This is a genomic window from Tumebacillus lacus, from assembly GCF_026410385.1.
Taxonomy (GTDB): Bacteria; Bacillota; Bacilli; order Tumebacillales; family Tumebacillaceae; genus Tumebacillus; species Tumebacillus lacus.
This window is the reverse complement of record NZ_JAPMLT010000004.1, coordinates 98,644-121,710: the sequence shown is the minus strand read 5'-3', so window position 1 is coordinate 121,710 and position 23,067 is coordinate 98,644. Positions and strand designations below refer to the sequence as shown.

The window sequence follows — 23,067 nt, the reverse complement described above, 5'->3', positions numbered from 1 at the left end:
CTTCTCCTTCATCTAGCTCCACGTCTCGTCCAGATCCAGGCGGGACAGCAGATCGATGCGGTTTTTCCAGTCTTCGTCGACTTTCAGCGCCGTGTGGAACGGCATCGATGATTTTTCATCCAGCGTCAGAAGACCCGGCTCCGACAGCACGGAGTTGATCTCCAGATAACTGTGCGCCTCCAGATAGATGCGCGGTTCGAGCAGGACCAATTTGGACTCGGCAAACGCCGGGGTCTCGATGTCGATGATGCGCTGCACCATCAGCAGATCGCGCTCGGAGCGGATCGCATCGGCGGAGAGCAGCACCGTGAACTGCCACGGATGATCCCCGTACAGGCGGTGCATCCGCTCGCGAAACTCCGGGTTGTTCAGCAGTTTGCGATAGTGGTGATACTCGATCAAGATCGGCTCATGTCCGGTAAAGAGACGGATCAGCCCCCGCAGCCCGGCCGGAGTGCCCCGTTGCTTAAACAGCACCGGCGCATAGCGGATCAACTCGCGCACGAGTTCCTCCGGCCAGCTCTCGTCGGTGGCGAGCCCGAGCCACGAGGAGAGCCAGTTGAGAAACTCCGGCGGCGCGGCATCCGCATCAAAATAGCGGGCGATGCCGTCGATCTTTGTCTCCATCTCCGCGAAAAACGTCTCAAACAGCGACAGATAGCGCTCCAGAAAGTCCCGGCTCTCCGCATGCTCTTGAAACACGGCGGGCAGATACTCCAGATACGACGAACGCGGGAACCACACCCTCAACCGCCGCAGGAGCGGCGTCCTCATATCACTGCCGCTCCACTCGATCCGCAGCCACAGATAGCGGCCTTTTGCGTGAAAGAGCAGCGCATCCCGCGGGTTGAGGATCGGCTCCGACCAGAGGTGGCGCACCCGGTCGAGCTTTTCCTTTTGGGAGATCGACGGGTCGCGCATGTACTCGTCCATGTCACGGGAGATGCCGCCGCCAACATAGACTTTTTTGCTGTCGGAGGAGTAGAACGACACGCGCAGCTGCGTCTCGTCGGACAGATCGAGCTCCAACTGGATCTTGTGCCAGATCGTCTCCGTCGTCGTGCTGTCCAGCGCGTGCGTGATGAACGCCCCTTGGTAGCCTTGGTACCCCTCCGCCGCACCGAGAGCGGGCAGCGGGCGTGGCCTTGGCTTTTGCACGAGTTTGGTGACGGTGTACGCGTCCTCGTTGGCGAGGTACAGATTGCCTTCTCCGTCGATCATCAGCTTGTCCACCTGCCCCCGGTAGCCGGAGACCGGATCGAGAAACTGACCCTGCGGCGAGAACTGCCGGACGAACGCGTCCCCCCGACTCCGATGGTCTTCGCTCAGACCGTCGCTCACATAGAGACGACCCTTTCCGTCGACGACCAGCCCGGTCGGATCTTGGATGTCCTTCAACGAAAAATACGACCGCAGCTCTCCGTCCAACGTCAGCCCGATCACCCGCTTTCGCACGCGGTCGAGCACCCACAGCGTCTCGCCGTCCGGCGAGACGGCGACCGCATAGCTCCGTCTGCCGCTCGTCAGCGTCAACAGGTCATGCTCCACCCGCCGCACCGTGCTGCCATTGCGGTCGAACTGTAAAAGGGCGAGTCGATCCGTCCCTTTTTGTGCCGTGAGCAGATAAACAGACTGCCGATCCGCGACCAGTCCCAACGGCTCCAGCGCGTGTCCGTCCGCCTCATCGAGCGTCCACATCACCTGGCTGTTGAGCAGCGAAAACGCGGTCAGGCGATGTGCCCCCCGACGGTCGGCCACGAGCAGAAGGTCGTCCTGCACGCAGAGATGAGCCCGGACGGTAAATTGCCCGTGTCCGGCGGTGAACAGATGCTCGACGTGCTGGTTGCGCGTGTCATACCGCCACACCGCCGCCTCTTGATCGAGCATCATCAGCCGACCGTCGCGGTCGAGCCAAAGATTTTTCACGGCGTCCGGCAGACCGATCGCGTCCAGCCGGATGTGGTGCTCATAGCCGTAGCGCGTCACTTGCTCCAGTTGCAGTCCTTCGTCGGCGATCTCGACGTTGTACGCCGTGCCCTTTTGCCAGTCCCGCCTTTTGTTCAGCGAGAAAAACAGCCCCTCTTGATACATGTCGTTCCACCTCCCCCCGTCTCCCCGCTCTAGCTCCTGCTGTCGAGCAAAATCCACTCGATCCGGTGCTCGCCGGAATACACCAATCCGTGCAACGGCAGCCGCACATCGCCGCTGGCATCTACGTAAGACCCCGGCCCCGATGCTTCGAGTCGCAGGTCTTGGATGTACTCCACCCCGGGCAGCCCATGGATGACGCTGTACACATCCGCCCGGTAGACCGGCTGACCAAACGCCCAGCCTGTCGAATGGTCCTCATCGTTTAGCGGATCGAGACAGCGGTGCAACGCCTCCTGGATCTGCGCCCTCGCTTGGGCCTGCCGCGCCGGATCGACGACCACCGACGCCTGCACCGTCACCGCCACATACACCGGCGGCACGACCTCCACCTCGGTGGTCAGCAACCGGTGACGGTCCACGTACTCCTGTACCGTCTGCAGAAATCCGGGGCTCGGCAGCGGTTTTTTCTCCTCGTTGTACGGCACGGCCACCACCGTCACCACGTTATCCGCAGCGGGCGATCCTTCACGCATGCCGACGCGATAGTGCGGGATCGCCTTCGCCCGCGCCACGCGCAGACCCGGCGTCCGTTTGGCGATCCGCTCAAAGTCGGCGTCGGCGACCGCGCGATGCGACTGTTTCAGGTCCCGTCTGATCCGCGCCTTCGCCTCTTCCAGCGTCTCGCGTTCCGCGCCGCCGTACGCGTGGTCGCGGTTGTGCACACCGAGCGTCGCGTACGGCGCGTCATCCGCTTCCACCGCCCGGATCAAGCCCTTCTGCACATTGCCCCGCACCCCGCCGCCGAGAGCCAACCGGATCAAGCGCAGGTTCGGCTCTTCGTCGCTTTCCGGGATCAATCCCGCCTCGTTGTCGCCGAACACGATCTCCCCCGTCTCGGGCAGATACAGAAAATGGCGATCCTCCGCTTCCGACCGGTCAAAGTCCTCGACGCACGTCCAGTCCTCCCACAGTTGTTCGCCTGTGAACGGGTCGCGCACCCCGACTTGCAACAGCATCGTCTCCGGCAACACCTGCTGGAACGGCAGCAAAAACCGCTGCTTGGGCAGTCCGTTGCTTCGTCCGATCCACCGATCTGCCGCAAACTCTCCGGTGAAGGCGATCACCCGCACCGTGTCGGCACCAGCGGGCGGCGTCTCCAGGCAGCGGATCTTGGTCACCGCCGCCTCTGCCTCGCGCTCCGCGTCAAACGCCCAGGACCGCCACGTGCCGTCCTCTCCGGCTCGCACCTGCACCTCGACCTCTTCAAAAAAGGCGAGGGCGTGCTCCACCGTGAACGTCTGCTCCGCCGTCCCTTCGCTGTCAAAGGAAAACGTCTCGCTCTGCGTGTCGCGATGCACCGCCGAGATCGTGTTCAGCTCGATCACCTCGACTTTGGGCGGCAGTTCGTACCCCGCCTGCTCCACCGTGCAGCGCAGCCAATACCGCGGGAGATCGGTCGCCGGATGCACCGTCGTTTCGCGCATCGCAGCGGGGAGCGTGAACGTGATCCGCCCGCTCCGGGACAGATGCGCCGTCTCGTCCTGCAAAGGCTCGATCTCCTGCCACCCCGCTTCCCCAAAGTAGCTCCACACCACGCGGGCGGACGGATGGCAGACATCCCCATGCTCCTCCGTGAGCGGCCCCATCGGAATCGGATAGCCCTCATACAACCTGACAGTCAGCGCAAACGGCCGGCCGCTCGGCAGTTCCTGATCAAACCCGACCAACAGCCGATTGCCTTTTCTCGCCTCCGCCCCGAACGCGAAGTACGTCACCTTTCCGTTTCCGTTCGCCGAGGTAAAATCATACGCATCCGCATCGGTCTGCACCAGCACGCGCTCGATCCGGGCCGGAAGCAGCCACAGCCCCTCCTCCGTCTCAAACGTGAGGTCATTCGCCTCCAGTTTCATCCCCGGCGGCAGACGCAGGTGCGACCCGATCCGGTCAAACGTCACATCGGTGCGGGCACAGGCCGCCGGACGCAGTTGCACGCCGAGCAGTTTGAGAAATTTCAACTCGTTTTTTCGCGTCACGCGGTTCAGATAATACTGCTGCATCTCCGCCAGCCACGAGAACAGTTCCATCATCGTGATGCCGGGGTCGTGGGCGTTTTCGTCTGTCCACTGCGGGAACAGCTTGGGGATCATCTTGCGGGCATCGCCGACGATCTCTTCAAACAGACGGTCATCCAGATTGGGTACGGGCAACATGCGGCCTCACCTCGCTTTCTTTCCTTCTTGTTGCAGTTCTACAGATCCACCGTCACCCGGTGCGCGCCGCTGACGACGATCCCGTGCGGCAGTTGGGCGACCTGCTCCACATGCAGTTCCGTGCGCGCGTCGCCCTCCACCTTGTGCACCGTCATCGCCAGCGATTTGACCTGCCTTATGCCGGTCACCGATTTGAGCAGCGCATAAAACGCGGAGACGTGGAGCGGTTGCCCGATCTCCCAGCCCTTGCCGTCGTGATTGCCTCGAATCGGATGGAGAAAACGGGTCAGTCGATCCAACGCCTCCTGCTCCGCCGGCACCACCTCGTCCATCGTGCGGGCGATCAGATGGGCATGAATCGAGATCTCCAGATAGCACGGCTCGATCACTTGCAGACGTCCCGTGCCTAGGATCGTGTTCGGGATGCGCGCTTCCAGATAGGAGAGCACCGCCCCCTTCATCTCGCGGAACGACCGCAGATGGCCGGGGCCGCTTTTGCTCAGCAGCACGAGCGCGATGTGGCCGGGCACTTTTTCCATCCGGGCGTTGTACCCTTTCAGGCATTTGACCTTGGCGAGATCCGGATAGGCCTGCCGGGCCAGCCATTCGAAGTCCTCGACCGTCACCCCTTTGCCCCGGTGGCGCACCAGTTGCGGGCCGCGGGCCATCGCCTGCTCCAGCGGCTCGCGATCCCCGCCGCCGATCGCCGGGATCGGGTTGCGGACATGGTCGATAAACGCGATCGACTTTTGCAACTCCGTGATCGCATTCGCCTCGACGTTGCCCCGGCGGCCGGCGATCACTTTGTAGTCGACGGTGATCCGCTCCGGCAGCGGCTTCGGCTTTTTGCCGTGCGTGCCGTCGCCAAACGCAAACCGTCCCGTCGTGCGGTTGATCAGATAATGGCGATCCTCCGGCCCCGATTCGTCAAACGTCTCGACCGGGCTCCAGCGCACATCGACGCGGATCACCTGCTCCTCCGAGTCGCGCACCACCCTGACGCCGCTCGCATCTTCCGCTTCCAGAGCGGCGACCTCCCGCTCGGAGATCTCGCCCGTCTCCTCGACCCAGATCTCCTCACCGAGCACCGGCGTGCGCGTCAGTACGTATTGTTCCGCTCCGTCACGCAGCACCAGCCCTGGCGTTTCGCCGCGCACGCTGTCCTGCTGGACGACCGATACGGTGTTGAGGTGCAGCCCTTCGATGAGCGGCAACGCCGTCAGCGGCCGACGCTCCACCGCATCGTCGCGATTGACCGCGCGCAACCAGTAGAGATCCTGCTGGAACAGCGTGCTGTGCGTCAGATCGGACGGCCCGACAAACTGTACCGTCCCGCTGCGGGAAAATCCGAGCGTCTCATCGATCACTTTCAGCCGCTCCCACTTGAAGGCCGCCCCGTCGCGGCGCAGATACTCCCAGTCCCACACCGGAGTCGCGCCGGTGAACTCTTGCGCCTCCAGCGACACGTACAGCCGGATCGGTCCTTTTTGCGGCGGCACGGCAAAGCCGAGATACAACGCCGGATGTTTGTGCCCCGGTCCGTAGAACGGCTGGAACAGCGCCTGCTCCCGTTTCGCGGGCATCGTTTGGTCGACCCACTCCATGTTGTTCTGCGTCAGAAGCGTCTCGACAGCCACGCCTTCGACCGAGCGGTACGCGAGACGCAGGTCTTGGATCTTCGGCGTCAGATAGATCGGATTGTTGGCATACAGATTGTCGATCTGATCCACGCGGGCGCGTATCCAGTGCTGGAACACCCCGTTGACAAACGTCTCCGCCAGATCTTCCGGGCAGATGAAGCGCACCGTCTGTTCCCGTGCCGACTCTTCACCCGGTTTGTAAAAGAGTTCTTCCGCCTCCGACTCGCCGGTGAGCCGCACCCACGCCGTCCCGTTCCAATACTCCCAATGCACCGTGCGGATCGACGCTTCCGGCACCTTTTTGCGTTCAAACTCCTCTTCCCGCATCACCCATTTGAAGCGGATCGGCGGTTCTTCTTCCTCGATCAGCCGCTTGCGTTCCGCTTGCAGGCGAAATGTGAGCTCCACCTCGGCCCCTTTTTTGCTCAGGGCTTCCCGGGAGGCGATGTAGAACACCCCGTACGGTGCGAAAAACTCCCCGAACGGGTAGCAGGACTTCGCCTCCACCTCCGTATCGTTGAAGAACAACACATCGGGAGCCGACCCGCCCCGTCCGTCGAGATCGAGGGAGGCCGCTTTTACGCGCACGCCGTTCAGCAACAGACTCTCATGGTCGGCCAACATCCTCGGGAGCTTGCCCGGTTTGACCCGGCCTTGCACCCAGCGGCGGGTCTGCCCGTCGATCTCGCGGAGGGCGAGCGGTGTCTGACCACGTTTGCGCAGCGTGAGACGATTTTCATCGCTGATCACCTGATCAAACGGCTCCCAGCCTTCGTCGGTGCTGTACAGCCATTCGATGTGCTCGGGATTGGCAAATACGGCTCCGAGACTGCGTTCCAGATAGCGGGCGGTCGTATGCCGCAGCACGATCTCAAACTCAGCCGGACCATCGACGAGGAACAGATCGTCATGCCCGATATAGAGGGCGTGTTCCTGACGGTTGGTCGCGGCGGCGAGGTCGAACAGGCGCACGGGGGTCGTCAGCGGGAGGCCCGGCATTTCCGTGATCACGTCGCGGGCCGGGGAGACCTGCCAGAGCGCGGAGATCGCCGCCGGGGTGACGAGCATCGACTGCTCCGTTTCAAATAAAATGTCGTCGTCGCCTCCGTCGGGATCAAGCGCCGCAATTCGCGTCCCGGCCGGGATCAACACCGCCCCTTTGGCGCCAACGCTTGGTGCGAACGTCACGTGGGAGCGGGCTGCCTTGGCGCCCTGCTGCGTGACATCGAGCAGGTTCAAGAAGGCGATCCTATTTTTCATCGGCACGCGGTTCAGTCGTTCCGCGTTTTGCAAAAACATCTCGGCGAACAGGAAAAAAAGCGCCGTGCCGGGGTCTGGTTCCTCCGGAGAAAACCGCCACTCCGGCGTGTAATGCGGCACCATCTCTTTCATCTGCTCGACGAGATCGCCGAGTGTGCGGTTGTCAATGCGGGGTGGCTGTTGCATCGGCAAACCTTCCTCTGTCGGTTAGTGGGTGGAGCGTTATTGTGCGCCTTCTTGGAGATAGAAGGGGTAGACTTGGTTAAACAGGTTGTTCGTCGTGCGCACGCGGTACGACACGGAGATCGCCAGCTTGCCCGGCGTGTTCAGGTCGCGGTGGATCTCGACTTCCGTTTCATGGACGCGGGGTTCCCATTGGAGGATGGCGTCCTCGATGGCCGATTCCATCAGGCGGAGGGTGGTCTCATCCGTATTGTCAAACACAAAGTCATGAATCCCGCAGCCAAACGTCGGGCGCATCACGCGCTCCCCTTTCGCCGTCCAGATCAACACTTTGATCGCCTCGGCGATGTCTTCCTCGCCTTCCGACATCCTGACACGTCCGGTCGTTTTATCCACCTGCACGGGAAACTTCCAGCCGCGCCCGAGAAAACTCTCACCCATAAGGCACCTCCTCCTGCGAAACTCTTACATCCAGCGCGTGGTCGAAGAATTGATCGACACGATGCCGTGCAACTAGATGTGAATTGATCTTGACCATGCTGCCATTGTTGGGCACGATGCCGTGCAACTTGATGTTAATTGATCTTGACCATGCTGCCCTTGATCGACACGATGCCGTCCGATTTGATGTTCAGCGAGCCGCTGGCCTTCAATTCCATCGAGGCGCTCGCTTCGATATTGACCTGCGTGGACTTGACCTTGATCTCTTTTACGCTGGACAGCTCGACCTCGCCTTTGGCGTTCATTTTCAGCGTGGACTCGCCGCTCTTGATCACGATCTCGTTTTTGCTGGCCGCTGTGATCGTGATCGAGTGCTGGCCGCCGGAGTCGGCGATTTTGATCTCGTCCGTCTTGTCGTTGATCTCGAGGATGTGCCCCTTTTTCGTCTTGACCGTGAGCTTGGGCTCTTCCGTGTTGTCGTCGAACGTCAGCTCGTGCCCTTGTCGTGACACGATGCGGCGCAGGTTGTTTTTGTCCTTGCCGTCGTCCTCCGGCGGTTTCGCCTCGGTGTGCCACAGCATCCCGATCACATACGGATACTTGTACTCCCCGAGCTGAAACGCCACCAACACCTCATCCCCCACCTCTGGGATAAAGCGGCTCCCCATCGCCACACCGCCCATCATCGTCGCGATGCGCACCCAGTCGGTCTCCTCCTCGCCCTGCCGCATCGGAAACTTCAGCTTGACGCGCCCGAGCTTTTCCGGGTCCTTGTTGTTGGTGACCACCGCGCTCATCACGCCGTTGATCTTCTCCGCCCCGTTGGCAAAACTGTCGGACGGCTGCGTGAACAGATTCATCATACGGCGTTCCCCCTGACGTTAAATTTCGTGATGTAGCCGCCGCTCGTGATCGAGTGCGTCACCGACTCCAGATAGAGCGGCTGGTTAAATTTCTTCCCCACACCCTCCAACTTCACAAACAGACCCGCCCGCATCTCCGGCAGTCCGATGCACTCCCCGTCGCCTTTGATCAACTCCATCGCACGGCGGTTGAGGATCGCGTCGGCGTACATCTGCGCTTCGTCCTTCGACGTCGCGTTCGTGTAGATGGTCTCGGTCTTTTCAAACACCGATTTGATGATATCCTTGCCCGTCTTGGAGTTGCTGCCGATCTTCGTGACCGACTCGGCTGTCGCTTCGATCAGCTCCGGCTTGTCCGGGAGCTGGCCGTGCACGATCACCTTGCTGACCTGTTCGGAGAGATCCATCGACGTGCTGAACGACCGCAGATGCTTGCCGAACATCAGCGTCACGACGGGCGCCTGGCTGTAGACTTTTTTGCGGAAATACATCTTTTTCCCAACCACAAAAAACTCATAGTGGATCTGCTGCGCCAACTCCCGCAAAAACGTAAAATCGTCTTTGCCAAAGCGCGGGATCTGCAGATGCGTGATCTTCGTGTCATCCGCCTCCACCGACAGCCCGTACTGACCGCCGATGTCTTTCGCGACGTCGCTGAATTTTTTATTTTTCAACTGCACGAACGTCGAGCCTTTTTGCATGAGAAAAGACAGGTCGGCTGCGGCGACGGTGATCGTCGGGTTGCCGTCGCTCGGGTATTTCAGGTCGACCTTGTGGATCACCCCGTAAAACACCGTCACAAACTTGTCCACATAGCCAAATTTGACCTCGACATATTTGCCGAGCACAAAGTACGAGTCGAGCCACTGGAAATCGCGCTTGACGAGATCGTACGCGTTGCTGACCGTGAAGGAACAGGTGTCGTACTTGCTCTGAGCCGTCGTGTTGACGGTGACGCTGGTGATCGCCACGCTCTGGCGGATGAGGTTGACGCCGTCGATCACCACCTCGTAGGCGGGAGCGAAGAAACTGCGGTATTTTTTCTCCAGATCGTCAAATTTGTAAGAGGTCTTGTCAAAAGGTACGTCTGCCATGCGGTTCCTCCTCCTACTCCAAACGCGGGATGGTGATCCGGCGGCCCGTCTCCAAGCGGCGCGGGTTGTCGATGCTGTTGGCGTCGGCGATGGAACGCCAGAGGCCGGGGTCTTCATATTCGTGTTCGGCGATCATCCAGAGTTGGTCGCCTTCGCTGAGCATCTTGTGTTTGGTGCGGTCGGCCGACTGGCGGGGGATCTCGCTCCATTGCTCTTTCATCGTCTTGTATTCGCGGAAGGTGATGTTCAAGGTCGCGCGGACGGGGATGCCCGATTCGAGGAACATGGTAAATTTCTGCGAGACTTTTTCGACGATGCCTTTAAAGGAGAGCGAGCCCCAGACAAAGACGACGACGGGCGGCGCATGCAGGTCTTTGTCGACGTTGAGCAGGCCGCTGACCTTTTTCGTGTAGGTGCGGACGTCCGACTTTTTCTCCGACGTGTCGAAAAACAGGTCCATCGTCAGTGTCGGAGTCTCCCCGATGATGTATTGGGCGATCGGCTGGTTCAGGCCGGGGACTTTGTGCCAGGCGTAGCTGTTGCCGGAGGAGAGCGAGTATTCGGTCGGATTGAAGAGGACCGGGATTTTCGTGTTTTTGCCGACGACGATGATCGTTGCTTTTTCCAAACCCATCGGTGAGCCTCCTTGTCAGGCAGTCTTGGCCAGGGCGGTTACAGGCCCCAGCGTTGCTGTTCGTCGCGAATGCGTCGTTCCATCTCCGAGTAGACGCGGTCGAGAAACCGGTCCATGTCGAAGTTCTGCTCCCCCGGTATCGGCGAAGGGAGCTGCCAAGGCGTTTGGTGCGACGGGGCGTTCGATGCGGCGGTGATCTGCGCCGCTTGAGCAGCCGACTCCGGCGGTGCGGCCGGTTGCGACGGCTTTTTGTGCGCGAGGACGGTGTCGTAGCGTTCGTCCGGGAAAGGCTGCTCCTGCGTCAGATCGGCCGAGCGGCGAGAGCGTTGGAGCAGGCGGCGGACGAGGTCGTCGGTGGAAGTGAGGGTGGCGGTCGGGTTGCGTTCGGCGGGGCTGTGCAGCCGATGTGCCGTGCGGGCATCTCGGCCGTCCGGACTGTGCTGTCCGTGGAGGACGCGCTGGCCGGGCTGGCCGTCGAGTCCGTTGCGCCCCTCTTGTCCACGCTGACCGGCAGCTCCATGTATCCCGTTCACTCCCTGCACTCTCAGGCCGATGCCGTCCGCGCCGTTCAGACCGCGGAGCCCCATTCCACCAGTCACTCGGAAGATCGTGCGCAGAGCGCCGGTCTCGGTCCAGCCGGGCAAACCGTTGTTGCCAGGCCGACCGTCGAGTCCATTGAATCCATCGCTTCCATCGAGTCCGTTCAAACCGGGCAGACTGCCGACGAATTCACGCAACACCGTCATCCCGATGCGACCGTTCCACCCGCGCAGACCACCGCTGCCGTTCAAACCGTTCCAAATGAGTCTTCCGTCGCTCCCGTTGGGCTCGTACCTCCCACTCAGCCCGGATCGCCCATTCAATCCAAGGAGCCCGGCCATACCATTCAGCCCGTTCAGGCCGGTTAATCCGGGTACTCTAGGTGATCCGATAAGTCCAAGCAGACTTGCGATTCCATTCAGCCCGTTCAGGCCGTTCCATCCACGCACTCCGGGTGATCCAATAAGTCCAAGCAGACTTGCGATTCCATTCAACCCGTTCGTGCCCGTTAATCCGGGTACTGCGGGTGATCCAATAAGTCCAGGCAGACTTGCGATTCCATTCAGCCCGTTCGTGCCATGTAAACCACGCACTCCGGGCGATCCAATAAGTCCAAACAGATTTGCTATTCCATTCAACCCGTTCGTGCCCGTTAATCCGCGCACTCCGGGTGATCCAATAAATCCAAACAGACTTGCGATTCCATTCAGCCCGTTCGTGCCATGTAAACCACGCACTCCGGGCGATCCAGTCAATCCAGCAATCCCGTTCAGCCCGTTCCCCCCCGGATTTCCACGGAGTGTACGAAGTATCTCGGTCACACGCTGGATCTCATTTCGGTTCCAACCATCGGCTCCACGGCTTCCATTCGCGCCGTTTACACCGTTCTCTCCACGCAATTGATCAACGAATTGCATCACATCGTCTCTTCCGAGACTGTTGACCGCTCGAAACACATTTATCGAACTGGACATGCTGTCCCACAGAAGCCCGTAGCTCCAGTTGAGTGCAGTTGCTCCAGAAGAACCTGCTATGCCATTGAAACCATTTCCTCCAGGGAGACCGATGCTCCCCGTGAGTCCATTCGATCCAAGAAGACCACTGAGTCCTCGCCATCCATTCCGTCCAGCGAGACCATTTACCCCGCTTTGACCAATAAGTCCAGCGAGTCCGTTTGAACCGTCGAGACCATTCGCCCCGACTTGTCCATTCTGTCCATCGGCTCCATCTCGTCCGTTCAAACCACGGAGCAATTGATCGCCGACAAGTCCTTCCAGCCCTCTCAAGCCACTGGCCCAGATTAACCTGTTGAGACCCTGTATCCCTTCGAATCCATCGAAACGATGGACACCGTTCCAACCACTCAGGCGTTGGAGGACAGTCATTCCTAGAAAACCGTTCAGACGATTGATCCCGTTGCTTCCAATCATCTTGCTCAGACCATCTAGCCCGTTACGTCCAATCAAACCTCTTACTCCAAAAAGTCCGTTCCATCCGTTGATCCCGCTTGCCCCAACAGATCCATCCAAGCCATTTGCTCCAGCGTATCCGTTTAAACCATCAAAGCCTCTTACCCCGGTAAATCCGTTCAGACCGTTGATGCCACTTACACTGGCGAATCCGTTCAAACCATCAAAGCCTCTTACCCCGGTAAATCCGTTCAGACCGTTGATGCCACTTGCACCGGCGAATCCATTCAGACCGTTGAAGCCGCTTGTTCCGGCGAATCCGTTCAAACCGTTGATGCCACTTGCTCTGATAAATCCGTTCAGACCGTTGATGCCACTTCCACCAGCAAATCCGTTCAGACCGTAGATGCCATTTATTCCTGCGAATCCATTCGAACCATTGGAGCCTTTTGCTTCCGCTAAGCCATTGAGACCGTTGAAGCCATTTGCTCCTGTGAAACCGATTAGACCGCTGATTGCCCTTGCTACAGCAGATCCATTCAATGCGTTGAATCTATTTGCTACAACAAGTTCATACAGCCCGTTGAATCCATCGACACCGCCAAATCCGTTTAGACCATCGATGCCATTCGTACCACCAAATCTATTCAGAACGTTGATGCCATTTGCACCAATAGATCCTCGCAAACCATTGATGCCATTTGCACCGATAAATCCGTTCAGACCGTTGATGCCATTCGCACCACTAAATCCGTTTAGACCATTTATGCCATTTGCAGCGATAATTCCGTTCAGACCGTTGATGCCATTTGCACCGATAAATCCGTTCAGACCGTTGATGCCATTCGCACCATTAAATCCGTTTAGACCATTGATGCCATTTGCAGCGATAAATCCGTTCAGACCGTTGATACCATTCGCACCAATAAATCCGTTTAGACCATTGATGCCATTTGCAGTGATAAATCCGTTCAAACCGTTGATGCCATTCGCACCGATAAATCCGTTCAGACCATTGATGCCATTTGCAGCGATAAATCCGTTCAGACCGTTGATACCATTCGCACCAATAAATCCGTTTAGACCATTGATGCCATTTGCAGTGATAAATCCGTTCAAACCGTTGATGCCATTTGCAGTGATAAATCCGTTCAGACCGCTGATGCCATTTGCACCGATAAATCCGCTTAGACCATTGATGCCATTCGCACCACTAAATCCACGCAGACCGTAGATGCCATTTGCACCGATAAATCCTCGCAGACTGTTGATGCCGCTTGCACCAAATCCGCTCAGAGCATTGATGCCATTTACACCAAATCCTCGCAGACCGTCGATGCTATTTGCACCATCAAATCCTCGCAGACCGTCGATGCTATTTGCACCATCAAATCCTCGCAGACCGTCGATGCCATTTACACCCAATCCACTCAGACCGTCGATGCCACTTGCACCACCAAGTCCTCGCAAACCGTCGATGCCACTTGCACCACCAAATCTACTCAGACCGTCGATGCCCTTCGCACCACCAAGTCCGCTCAGACCATGAAGCCCTCGCAGACCTCTTTCTCCTGTCGGTCCGTCGAGCCCGATCGCTCGCAGGATTCCATGCAGTCCGCTCAGTCCGCTGATCCCGTCAGAGCCGTTCCTTCCCTGCTCCCCGGCTTGTCCGTCGAGACTTCGGGAACCATCCTTTGCGCTCGCACCGACGATGCCCGCACGTCCCGTCAGCCCTTGCGCACCGCCTGGGCCGTTGCTTCCGGCGAGACCGTTCTCGCCATCCCTTCCCGTCCTCGCGCCGAACACCACATCCCGCCATACCTGCTGGACGGCCGTTCTGAGCCCTGCATCATTTGCCTGCCCCAAAGCCGGAAGCCTGTCCTGATAGACAACCTCTCCACCTCGCTGCCCGAGCATCTGCCGCACCAGCACGTCCAGCCTCTGTTGCGCCTCCGCTCGACCGACAGCCTGCGTCCAAGCCGGGACTTGCGCCCTCTGCACGAGCCCGCGCGACGCCGTCGGCGCACCCGCATTTCCTGCCGGTTGACGCTCGTCACCCCGGCCGTTGCCGGCACGATCCCGCATCCTGTCTGTGGCCATCGTCCGCTCCACGACTCGCTCCAGCCGCTCGACCACCCGCTGCTGCGCGATCACGGGCTGCAAATATCCTTTGCCCGCGCGTTCGAGACTCTCCACCTGTCCTTGCAACTGGACGATCCACTCACGCCATCGCTCCGCCTGCGAGACCTCGTCCTGCTCCGCTTCGCCGTCCCATCCGGCCTCGCGGAACACCAACCTCAACAACCCCAGATAATCCTCCACCGCATAGCCGTACTTCTCCAAAATCCCCAGCGCAAACGCGCCATCCAAAGTCCGGACCGGCTGCAAAGAGTTCTTCAAAGACGAGGGTTGCATGAGTTTGTGCGAGATCATTTCTTCTGCCCCTTCTTCCAGCCATCATGTACCAGTTCCAGCGTCTCAATCGCCACCGCGCTCTGCGACGCATTAAAGTCCGGCCCGTGCCATTTCACCGGATACGCCCCGGAAAAATCCCACCGGCGCAACTCATTGCCAGCCAGATCCACCATCGCGATCGCCCCGGTCTTGCGCACGATCTTGCCATTGATCACATCTTCATACCACTCCCACAGTTCCCAAGCGTCCGTCACCCCGCGCTTCAACACGAGCGGCGGATACTTCGTCCGCTTGGCAAACCGATGCGGGTGCGAATTGAGCCCGCCTTCAAAATACTCCTCATACTCGGTCTCTGCCTGCAGTCCCGACACTTCCGAGAACCCGGCGACCTCGATCCCGTCCAGCTCCACTCGAAAACGAAACGACCCGTTCGGCCGGCTCATCGTCGCCACGGCGCGTCACCTCTTTCCGAAGACGTCAAACGGATTTTCCGGCTCGTCGTTCAACTTGCGGTTGATGCGCGAGATCTCATCGCACCACCGCCGCCGCTCCCGATGTTCCATCTCCATGATGTCATCGTGCGGCCAGTGAAAATAGTAAGCGATGAACGACGCTTCCTCATAAATCTTTTCCACCGGATATCCTAAAAGCCCGTCCCCGTCGCCGTCAAAAAAGCCATGTCCACCTCGTGCTCATGCTCGCACTTCGGGCAGGTCACCTTCGCCATCGTCGAGTCCAACTCGTTGATCTGACGGTACAGATTTTGCAAAAACGCCAGGTCGGCCGTAAACAACTTTTCGATCACACGGGTATCGATCGCCCGCACATCGCCCAGTCGCGTCACCACGCGAGCGAGCAGGATGATCGTCAGGTAGCTCGGGTTTTGCTGCACCCGCTGATCGCGCATCGGCAAAATCTCGTCGGCCGCCGTCGCGAGGCGCATCACACCGCGCTTGTGCAGCGTGCCTTCCTCATCCACATAGCCGCGCGGCAGTTCAAATTCAAACTCTGTCTTAAAAGCCATCCCAGTTCCTCCTCAGATGTCAGAGGCAAGAGGAGGAGAACGGAAGCCATCTCCCGTCCTCCAAACCCAAAACCTCAAATGATGTCATGCTTCAGACCTTACTTCGTGCGTTTCATGCCTTCATGAGCCAGTTCCATCGACTCAATGCCGACTTCGGACGCGGTCGCGTTCCAGTCGGGGGCGGTGTATTTCATCGGCCATGCTTCGCTGACGGTCCACGTCGACACGTCTTCTTGCTTTTCATTGATCGCGATGATCGTCACCGTCTTGCGGGTGACGTTGCCGTTGATGCAGTCTTCCATCCACTTGTACAGGTCCATCGAATCGGTCACGCCCCATTTGAGCGTGATGTTCCCGTACTTGGCCAGACCCGGCATTTTGCGGGGGGTGATGCTCATATTGCCTTCGCGGTACTCGACCACGTCGAGCGATGCATCATAGCCGGACACTTCGCTGAAGCCCGCTTGCTGGATGCCTTCGATCTCCACGCGGAATCGAAACTTGCGGTAAGGATCTTTGCGGTCGCCTGCCATCTGTTACACTCCTCTCTCTTACTCTTCCGAAGTCTTCTGCGTGATGCGGAAGATCACAAACTCGGCCGGTTTGACCGGCGCGATCCCGATCACACAGATCAGACGCCCGTTGTCGATATCGTCCTGCGTCATCGTGTTGCGGCCGATGTTTACATAGAACGCCTCACCGGTCGACGACCCCTGCAACGCCCCGTCCCGCCATACGCGGGTGAGGAACGCGTCGATCGTCCGTTGCACGCGCGCCCACAGCGGTCCGTCGTTCGGTTCAAAGACGACCCAGTTCGTGCCGCGGCGGATCGACTCTTCCACAAAGATGAACAGTCGGCGCACGTTGACGTATTTCCACAGCCCGTTGGAAGACATCGTGCGAGCTCCCCAGACGCGGATGCCTTGGCCGGTAAACGCGCGGATCAGGTTGATGCCTTTCGGGTTGAGCACGTCCTGCTCGCCCTTGTTGTACTGCACCGACAGCCCGGTGCAGCCTTGCACCACTTCGTTCGCCGGCGCTTTGTGCACGCCGCGCTTCGTGTCGGAGCGGGAGTAGATCCCGGCCACCGAGCCGGACGGCGGGATGTAGGTGTTGCGCTTGTCCAGCGGATCGAACACCTGCAGCCACGGATGATAGACCGCACCGTAGGAAGTATCAAAATAATTGCGATGCTTTTGCAGCTCATCCGTCTTTTTCGCCTTGATCGGCATGTCGAGGATCGCAAAACGGTTCATCATGTTCTCGCAATGAGCCGTCAGATTCAACTGCACGTTCGCCGACGTCACGCCCGGGATCGCCATGATCGAGACCTCGTCGTTGTCTTTGAACGCTTGGATGCCGGTGCGTGCGCCCGGGCCGCCTTCTTCGGAGCCGATGTACAGGCCGTCGGCGACCGTCTCGCTCTCGATGGAGCCGTCCGAACCGCCGGACAGCGGGGAGAGCGCGACGTTTTTATTTTCATAGCCTTCTTCTTCCAGACCGGTCAACTGTGTGAACGGCGCGATGATCTCCGCGTCCGCACCAGCATCAGTCAGGTCTTGGAACAAGGCGATGTTCGACGTGTCGGTCACCTTGCCGATGTGGTTCGGTGCCAGATCGTTCAGCGAGACTTTCTCATACTGCTCGACCTCGCCCCCGTAGATCACGATCAGATCGAACTCGCAAGTCGCCAGCCATTTGGTCGGCACGAGCCCGGTGTCGGTCGGATCTTCCGGCAGCGCGTCGTTCAGCTCGATCACGTCGTCTTGCTTGCCCGTGATGCGGAAATACCCGAGGCGCATGCCGCCGTCAAAGTACGCCACGGTGTCGCCGACGTTAAATCCGGCAGCACCCTTGAGCTTGTATTTGTTTGCCCCTTCACCGACAACAGCGGTGATCGGCGATTTGGCCTTGCTGGCCGGGCCTACCTCAACGCGGATCTGGTCGCCCCACGCGCCTTCGTTCTTGGCGGTGATGAGCAGTTTGTCCGCTTCTTTGGTACCGGCGTTCGATGCGCTCTTGGCGTTTTCCGGCACGACGCGCATGACGTAGCAGCGCGAACCGCCGTTCAGGAAGAAATGCTCGACCGCGTACGCCAGATAGCGATAGTCGCCAAACGCCTTCTCCGACAGATAGCCGCCAAAGTTGCGGAAGAAGTCATGCATCCCGGTGATCAGCACCGGCAAGCCTGCTTTGTCCCCGCGTTGTGCGAGACCGATAAAGCCCGCCGTGCTCGTGCTGACGCCTTCCATCGGAACTGCGCCGCTGTCGAACTCTTCCACATACACTCCAGGCGATAAGTATTCAGCCATGTGTGCGATGCTCCTCTCTGCTTGGGAAAATAACTGCCATCCACTACAAACGGACCGCCCCGAGGGCTGTCCATCTCCCTTCCCCCACGCTCACCTCCTTGCGAGAATCGATCCCGCCGACCGTCACAAATCTCAGCTCCGCGACGAAGATTTTTTTATGTACATTGCGAAACGGCAGGACGAGCTCGCCCCGGTCGTCGCTGCGCCCCCGCATCGCGGGCAGCAGCAGCGATCCCTTTTCAAACCCCTTGCCCAGCGTCTCCACGCACAGGCAGGTGCGGGCCGGCTCGTCCGACTCATAGATCGTGCACAGCTCTTCCTTCCCGCCCTTGCTTCCGCGCAGCAGGTACGTTTCGCCTGCGCGGATCCGGGACACCTGCCGCACCAGCGCCAGTTCCCGCTCTCCGGCGGCGACCGCTTTGGCAAGCCTTGCTTTGACGCTGGCCTCGTCCGCGACGACGGCCGTCACCTCCACACCCGCGAGCGGCAGGTCCCTCTCATCGCGCAGGGCGGCCCGCACCAGCGTCGCGTCGTAGTCGAACGGATACGCAGGCGTCGGCAGCAGGGAGACTGGCACCACCGGATGCATCGGATCGAGACGCTCCGTGGAGACATCCAACACTTCGGAAAAATAGATCCCGGCCTGCACCCGCACCCGGTACGTCCCCGGCGGCACCTTCTGAAACACAAACATCCCGTTCGCCTTGCGAAGCGGCTGTTGCAACAGCCCGTCGACCGTCACGCTCACCCCGGCGCCCTGCGGCGGCCCGGACGTGAACGAGTCGATCAGCCATATCACGAGCAGCCCTGTCTCTTTGTCCATCCCGCTCACTCCATGTCTTCCAGTTTCGGCTCGGATGCGGTCACGCGGCGCATCGGACGGACGCGCTCCGAGTCGATGTAGACTGGCCCGACCGTAAACGAAAACGACAATTTATACGGCGAGTTGCTGGGAAACAGCGACACCATCGTGTCCATGCTGATCGGCTCAAACACCACGCGCAGCTCCTCATCGCTGTATCCGAGCGACCCTTGCAACACCGAGCCTTTCAGCGTCGCGTTGTCATAGAGCACCTGCACGGCACGCCCAAGGATGCTGTGTTCATCGAGCGCCCGCGTCGCGACCTCGGCGCTGGAATGCGCCGTGATCAGATAGTGCAGATCGACAGACAGCGGGGGATGCTGGAGCCCGTTGCTCCCGCGCGGCGTCATGAACGACTGGCGGTTGAGACCGTTTTCTTGAATGTTGTACAAAAACAAAGAGAGCACAAGGTCCCCCTTGTCGGCCGGCGATGCCAGACCGATCCGCTCCGGCTGCGACACCGGCTCCGGGACGAGATGATCCCGGAACAACTGGATCAACGTGCGGCTGACATCCGCGATCACCGTATAATCTGCCATGAGATCTCCCCCCGCCTATTCCTCGAAATACTCCGCCCAGTCGCCTTTGAGCAGGATCTTCCCCGCCTTTTGCAACTCGTGCCGGACGGCCGACAGCAAGTGCCGCATCCGCACGCTCGTTCCCGCATCCGCCGCTAAAAACGCGGCTGACAGCACGACGTTCTTGATATTCCCGCCCGCCATCTCAAACCGCTCGGCCAGCCAGGCAAAATCGACGTCCTCATCGAGCGGCGTCTCCTTCGGAAACATCCCCCGCCAGATCTGCTCGCGATAGGCGGCATCCGGAAAGGGAAATTTGACCACATAGTTGATCCGGCGCATAAACGCCTCGTCGATGTTTTGCTGAAAGTTGGTGGCGAGGATCGTGATCCCTTGATACTCCTCCATCTTTTGCAGCAGGTAGGCCGTCTCGACGTTGGCGTATTTGTCATGCGAATCGTTGACTTCCGACCGCTTGCCAAACAGGGCATCCGCTTCGTCAAAGAACAGGATCGCCGACGACAGCTGCGCCTCGGCAAAGATCTCATGGAGATTTTTCTCCGTCTCGCCGATGTACTTGGAGATCACCTGTGACAGGTCGATCTTATAGATCTCCAGATGCAGATCTTTCGCGATCACTTCGGCCGACATCGTCTTGCCTGTGCCTGGAGGTCCCGCAAACAGCATCGACAGCCCTTTGCCGTAGGAGAGCTTTTTGTCAAAGCCCCATTCACCGAACACTTGCGAGCGGTATTTCATCTGGTTGCAGGCGTTGATCAACTGCTCCTTTTGCTCTTGCGGCAGGATCAATCGCTCCCAGTCGTATTTCGGCGTGATCCGTGTCGCCTTTTTCTCCAGCCGGTGCGAGACCTGCCCGTAGCACGCTTCATGCAGCGTCGCAAGGTCGATCTCCGTCCGCTCTCGTCCTGCAGCCGACCGCCATGTCGACGCAAACGCCGCCCGTTCCAGCGACCGCTCGATCTGCCCGACCGAGTAGCGGAACTTTCCGGCCAGCGCGCCCCAGTCGACCTCCCCGCCGACGCCGTAGCGGGGAGCCAGCCGCTCCCACACCCCGCGTCGCACCGGGTCGGGCGGGACGGACAGCGGCACTTCGATGACCAGATGACGACCGTTTTCCGCCGCCATCCGCCACGGTCGCTCCGACAGCAAAAACACCGCGTCGTCCAGATCTGCCAGCGCCTCGGTCAACTGGCACATCGCCTTTTGCGGCACCCCGTCCTCCAGCAGTTCCTCGACATGCCGGAAGCACAGCACCGCCCGTTGCAAGATCGCCTCCCGCACGGTCTGCCGCAGCAGATCGGGCAGGGCAGCGTCCGTCTGTTTGGCCCGCCGCACATCGAACACCAGCAGGTTTCTGCCGAGATGGCGGCACAGATGCCGGACGTGCAGTTCCTTGCCTGCTCCCGGCTGCCCGTGCAGCAAAAACAGCACGCGCGACTCGCCCTCGCGCAGATGGCTTGCGGCGAGAAACTGCCGCATCTGCTCCTGCACCTCGGCCTCCCAGATCAGCTCCGGCAGTTCGTCCGCCGGACGGTGCCGCTCCGTCAGCCGGGCCAATGACTCGTCCGGCTCGCCGTCGCCAAACGCATAGCGCACGATCCGGTCGTCGAGCTTCAACGCCCGTGCGAGCAGCGTCTGCTGTTTTTCCGCACTCTCTTCTTTTTTCAAAAAATAGGTCGACAGCCGCCCGCCCGGTGCAAACGCAGCCCGCGCCCGTAACGACTCGTCCGGAGAGAGCCGCAGCAGTTTGAACACCAGATCGACCGTCGGTTGCTTCATCGTCACGTCATCGTGCAAAAACGCGAACAGCTTTTCATATTTGCGATCCGCTTCCACCGCGAGGCAGACGAGCAGACACTGTCGTTCCAGTTCGGTCAGGGCAAATCGTGCGCAGAGATCGAGCAGCGGCAAGGAAACGCCCTCCGCTCGGGAGACCTCGACTCGCTCGGCGATCACTCGCTCCATAGCGGCCAGTTCCCGCTGTGCCGTCTGCCACTCCGGGTCCCCCTCCCACGAGCAGTCCGGCTCGTCCAGCAGGCGTTGCACCTCCTGCTCCGAGACGACCAATCCGCGAAACGGATCGAGCGACGGGTCATCGGCTGCCGGTGCTTGTTGTTGGATCAGGTGCATCCGAATCATCAGATCGAGCCGTGCCCACTCATCTGCCAGATACGCCCATGTGCTCTCATACCCCGTTGTCACGTCCGTTTTCCTCCGTCCGACGCTTTTCTACAAGAAGCCCCAAAATTCTTTATATCCCTACTATATCAAATAACGAGATGCCCTACTAGACTTTTACTTAACGTCAACGACCATACGTTTTCATTGGAAAAATGGGGAATTTCCGATCTTAGCTATTCACGCGATTAATACTTATACGTGTAAATACATTTCACATCACTACTAGTCATGATCTTGGAAAAAAGCGGACAGGATACAAACGAGGTGACACAGATGAACGAACCGATCTACTGGGAAGTGACCCGGCGGCACCAAGGAGAAGACGGGATGCTGCTCGGTCTGGAACTGCAAGACCCGGACGGCTACTTTGACGCCAACGTGCGCCACGACGGACTGCTGGAACTCCACGTGTACCACAACGTCCCGAAAGGCGAAAAAAATCCCGCCGGTGACGGGCACATCGACACTCTGCATCTCGGCGATCTCGACGATTTCATCCGCCGCTTGCAGGAGTTGAAAAGCGTCTGCCGCGACATGATCGGCCCCGAGCCCTTCGGCGGCACAGCGGACGATCCTGAGGTCGGGGGCACCGAAGGCGGCGGTGCGCCTGAACAATAGGAAAGGACTCCCTGATCTGCAAGCAACCCCCTGCTGAAATCGTCTGACAACCATGCTATACTGCCCCTTGAACTTATCCCTGTGGGCAGAGGTGTACATTTTGGGAGAACAAACGAAACGACTCAATCCTTGGTTCTCGATCTGGCTCCAACCGCGCGCCACGATGCGCGAAGTCCTCGCCCATCCCCGCTCGCCGCAAATGATGTGGGGGCTGGCGGTGCTCGGCGGTTTTGTCACCGCCTATTCCTCAGCCAGATCGAACGCGATCGGTCTCGATGGACCGCTTTTCACCGTCTGGATGATCATCGCGCTGCACACCCTGCTGAATGCGATGATTTACATGTACATCTTGCCGCCGATCACCCGCTTTTTCTACCGCTTCAACGGCGGCATCGGCGATACGGAAGCGACTCGGCAAGCGATCCTCTGGGGGCAGATCCCCTGGATCTCTTGCATTCTGTTCTGGATTCCGGACCTGTTGATGCATGGAGAGGCTGTTTTTCAAACGGGCGCCGAGAATGTCCATCCGACACTTCTCGTATTGGAACTCATCGTGCAAACATGGGCGATGATCGTCGCCTTGAAATGCCTCGGCGAAGCGCATGGCCTGTCCTTCTGGCAGAGCCTGGTCGCGCAGATCATCCCGTTCCTTTTGCTGTTGTTCGTCGGTTTCTTCTTGGCGATGTTATTCGGCTTTCTTCTGGCGGCTCTTACGTTTTAAACGCAGAAAAACCACCTCTTCCGCACGCCG

The 23,067-nt window shown here is 59.5% G+C and carries 18 protein-coding genes; 2 read left to right on the top strand and 16 right to left on the bottom strand.

Features of this window, described 5'->3' with window-relative positions:
* Positions 1-12: 12 nt before the first annotated feature.
* The 16 genes from OS242_RS09920 to OS242_RS09845 all read right to left on the bottom strand — a co-directional run bounded on the left by OS242_RS09920 (position 13) and on the right by OS242_RS09845 (position 21,719).
* Positions 13-2,091, bottom strand: coding sequence for a phage tail protein (locus tag OS242_RS09920; RefSeq protein ID WP_267151527.1), 2,079 nt, complete (start codon positions 2,089-2,091; stop codon positions 13-15).
* Positions 2,092-2,120: 29 nt separating this feature from the next.
* A complete protein-coding gene (locus OS242_RS09915; protein ID WP_267151526.1) occupies positions 2,121-4,301 on the bottom strand; it encodes a putative baseplate assembly protein in 2,181 nt (726 codons plus the stop codon).
* A 38-nt stretch (positions 4,302-4,339) separates the two neighbouring features.
* Positions 4,340-7,387, bottom strand: coding sequence for a putative baseplate assembly protein (locus OS242_RS09910; protein ID WP_267151525.1), 3,048 nt, complete (start codon positions 7,385-7,387; stop codon positions 4,340-4,342).
* A 36-nt stretch (positions 7,388-7,423) separates the two neighbouring features.
* Positions 7,424-7,825: a GPW/gp25 family protein gene (locus tag OS242_RS09905; RefSeq protein WP_267151524.1), complete on the bottom strand. Its 402-nt coding sequence runs from the start codon at positions 7,823-7,825 to the stop codon at positions 7,424-7,426.
* Between the two features lie 134 nt (positions 7,826-7,959).
* The gene (locus OS242_RS09900) at positions 7,960-8,688 is read right to left on the bottom strand and encodes a phage baseplate assembly protein V (RefSeq protein WP_267151523.1); all 729 of its coding nucleotides are present in this window, start codon (positions 8,686-8,688) and stop codon (positions 7,960-7,962) included.
* Positions 8,685-9,782, bottom strand: coding sequence for a phage late control D family protein (locus OS242_RS09895; protein ID WP_267151522.1), 1,098 nt, complete (start codon positions 9,780-9,782; stop codon positions 8,685-8,687). The genes OS242_RS09900 and OS242_RS09895 overlap by 4 nt, the downstream gene beginning before the upstream one ends.
* Before the next feature lie 13 nt (positions 9,783-9,795).
* A complete protein-coding gene (locus tag OS242_RS09890) occupies positions 9,796-10,416 on the bottom strand; it encodes a CIS tube protein (RefSeq protein ID WP_267151521.1) in 621 nt (206 codons plus the stop codon).
* Positions 10,417-10,454: 38 nt separating this feature from the next.
* Complete coding sequence (locus OS242_RS09885; RefSeq protein WP_267151520.1) at positions 10,455-14,798, bottom strand: beta strand repeat-containing protein; 4,344 nt, start codon at positions 14,796-14,798, stop codon at positions 10,455-10,457.
* Positions 14,795-15,223 (bottom strand): phage tail protein, encoded by a 429-nt coding sequence (locus OS242_RS09880; protein WP_267151748.1) that lies wholly within the window; start codon positions 15,221-15,223, stop codon positions 14,795-14,797. The genes OS242_RS09885 and OS242_RS09880 overlap by 4 nt, the downstream gene beginning before the upstream one ends.
* 15 nt (positions 15,224-15,238) lie before the next feature.
* Positions 15,239-15,415 carry a DUF6760 family protein gene (locus OS242_RS09875; protein ID WP_267151519.1) on the bottom strand — a complete coding sequence of 59 codons (177 nt, stop codon included), beginning with the start codon at positions 15,413-15,415 and terminating at the stop codon, positions 15,239-15,241.
* Positions 15,416-15,423: 8 nt separating this feature from the next.
* Positions 15,424-15,804: a phage tail assembly protein gene (locus OS242_RS09870; protein ID WP_267151518.1), complete on the bottom strand. Its 381-nt coding sequence runs from the start codon at positions 15,802-15,804 to the stop codon at positions 15,424-15,426.
* Positions 15,805-15,902: 98 nt separating this feature from the next.
* Positions 15,903-16,337 carry a phage tail protein gene (locus OS242_RS09865; protein WP_267151517.1) on the bottom strand — a complete coding sequence of 145 codons (435 nt, stop codon included), beginning with the start codon at positions 16,335-16,337 and terminating at the stop codon, positions 15,903-15,905.
* An 18-nt stretch (positions 16,338-16,355) separates the two neighbouring features.
* Positions 16,356-18,116, bottom strand: a complete 1,761-nt coding sequence (locus OS242_RS09860; protein WP_267151516.1) for a phage tail sheath family protein — start codon at positions 18,114-18,116, stop codon at positions 16,356-16,358.
* Between the two features lie 43 nt (positions 18,117-18,159).
* Positions 18,160-18,939 carry a hypothetical protein gene (locus OS242_RS09855; protein ID WP_267151515.1) on the bottom strand — a complete coding sequence of 260 codons (780 nt, stop codon included), beginning with the start codon at positions 18,937-18,939 and terminating at the stop codon, positions 18,160-18,162.
* Positions 18,940-18,944: 5 nt separating this feature from the next.
* Complete coding sequence (locus OS242_RS09850) at positions 18,945-19,517, bottom strand: DUF4255 domain-containing protein (RefSeq protein ID WP_267151514.1); 573 nt, start codon at positions 19,515-19,517, stop codon at positions 18,945-18,947.
* 15 nt (positions 19,518-19,532) lie between these two features.
* Positions 19,533-21,719: an AAA family ATPase gene (locus OS242_RS09845; RefSeq protein ID WP_267151513.1), complete on the bottom strand. Its 2,187-nt coding sequence runs from the start codon at positions 21,717-21,719 to the stop codon at positions 19,533-19,535.
* A 252-nt stretch (positions 21,720-21,971) separates the two neighbouring features.
* Between OS242_RS09845 and OS242_RS09840 the strand changes: the two genes are divergently transcribed.
* Complete coding sequence (locus tag OS242_RS09840; protein ID WP_267151512.1) at positions 21,972-22,316, top strand: hypothetical protein; 345 nt, start codon at positions 21,972-21,974, stop codon at positions 22,314-22,316.
* A gap of 100 nt (positions 22,317-22,416) precedes the next feature.
* Positions 22,417-23,037, top strand: coding sequence for a YIP1 family protein (locus OS242_RS09835; protein WP_267151511.1), 621 nt, complete (start codon positions 22,417-22,419; stop codon positions 23,035-23,037).
* Positions 23,038-23,067: the final 30 nt, after the last annotated feature.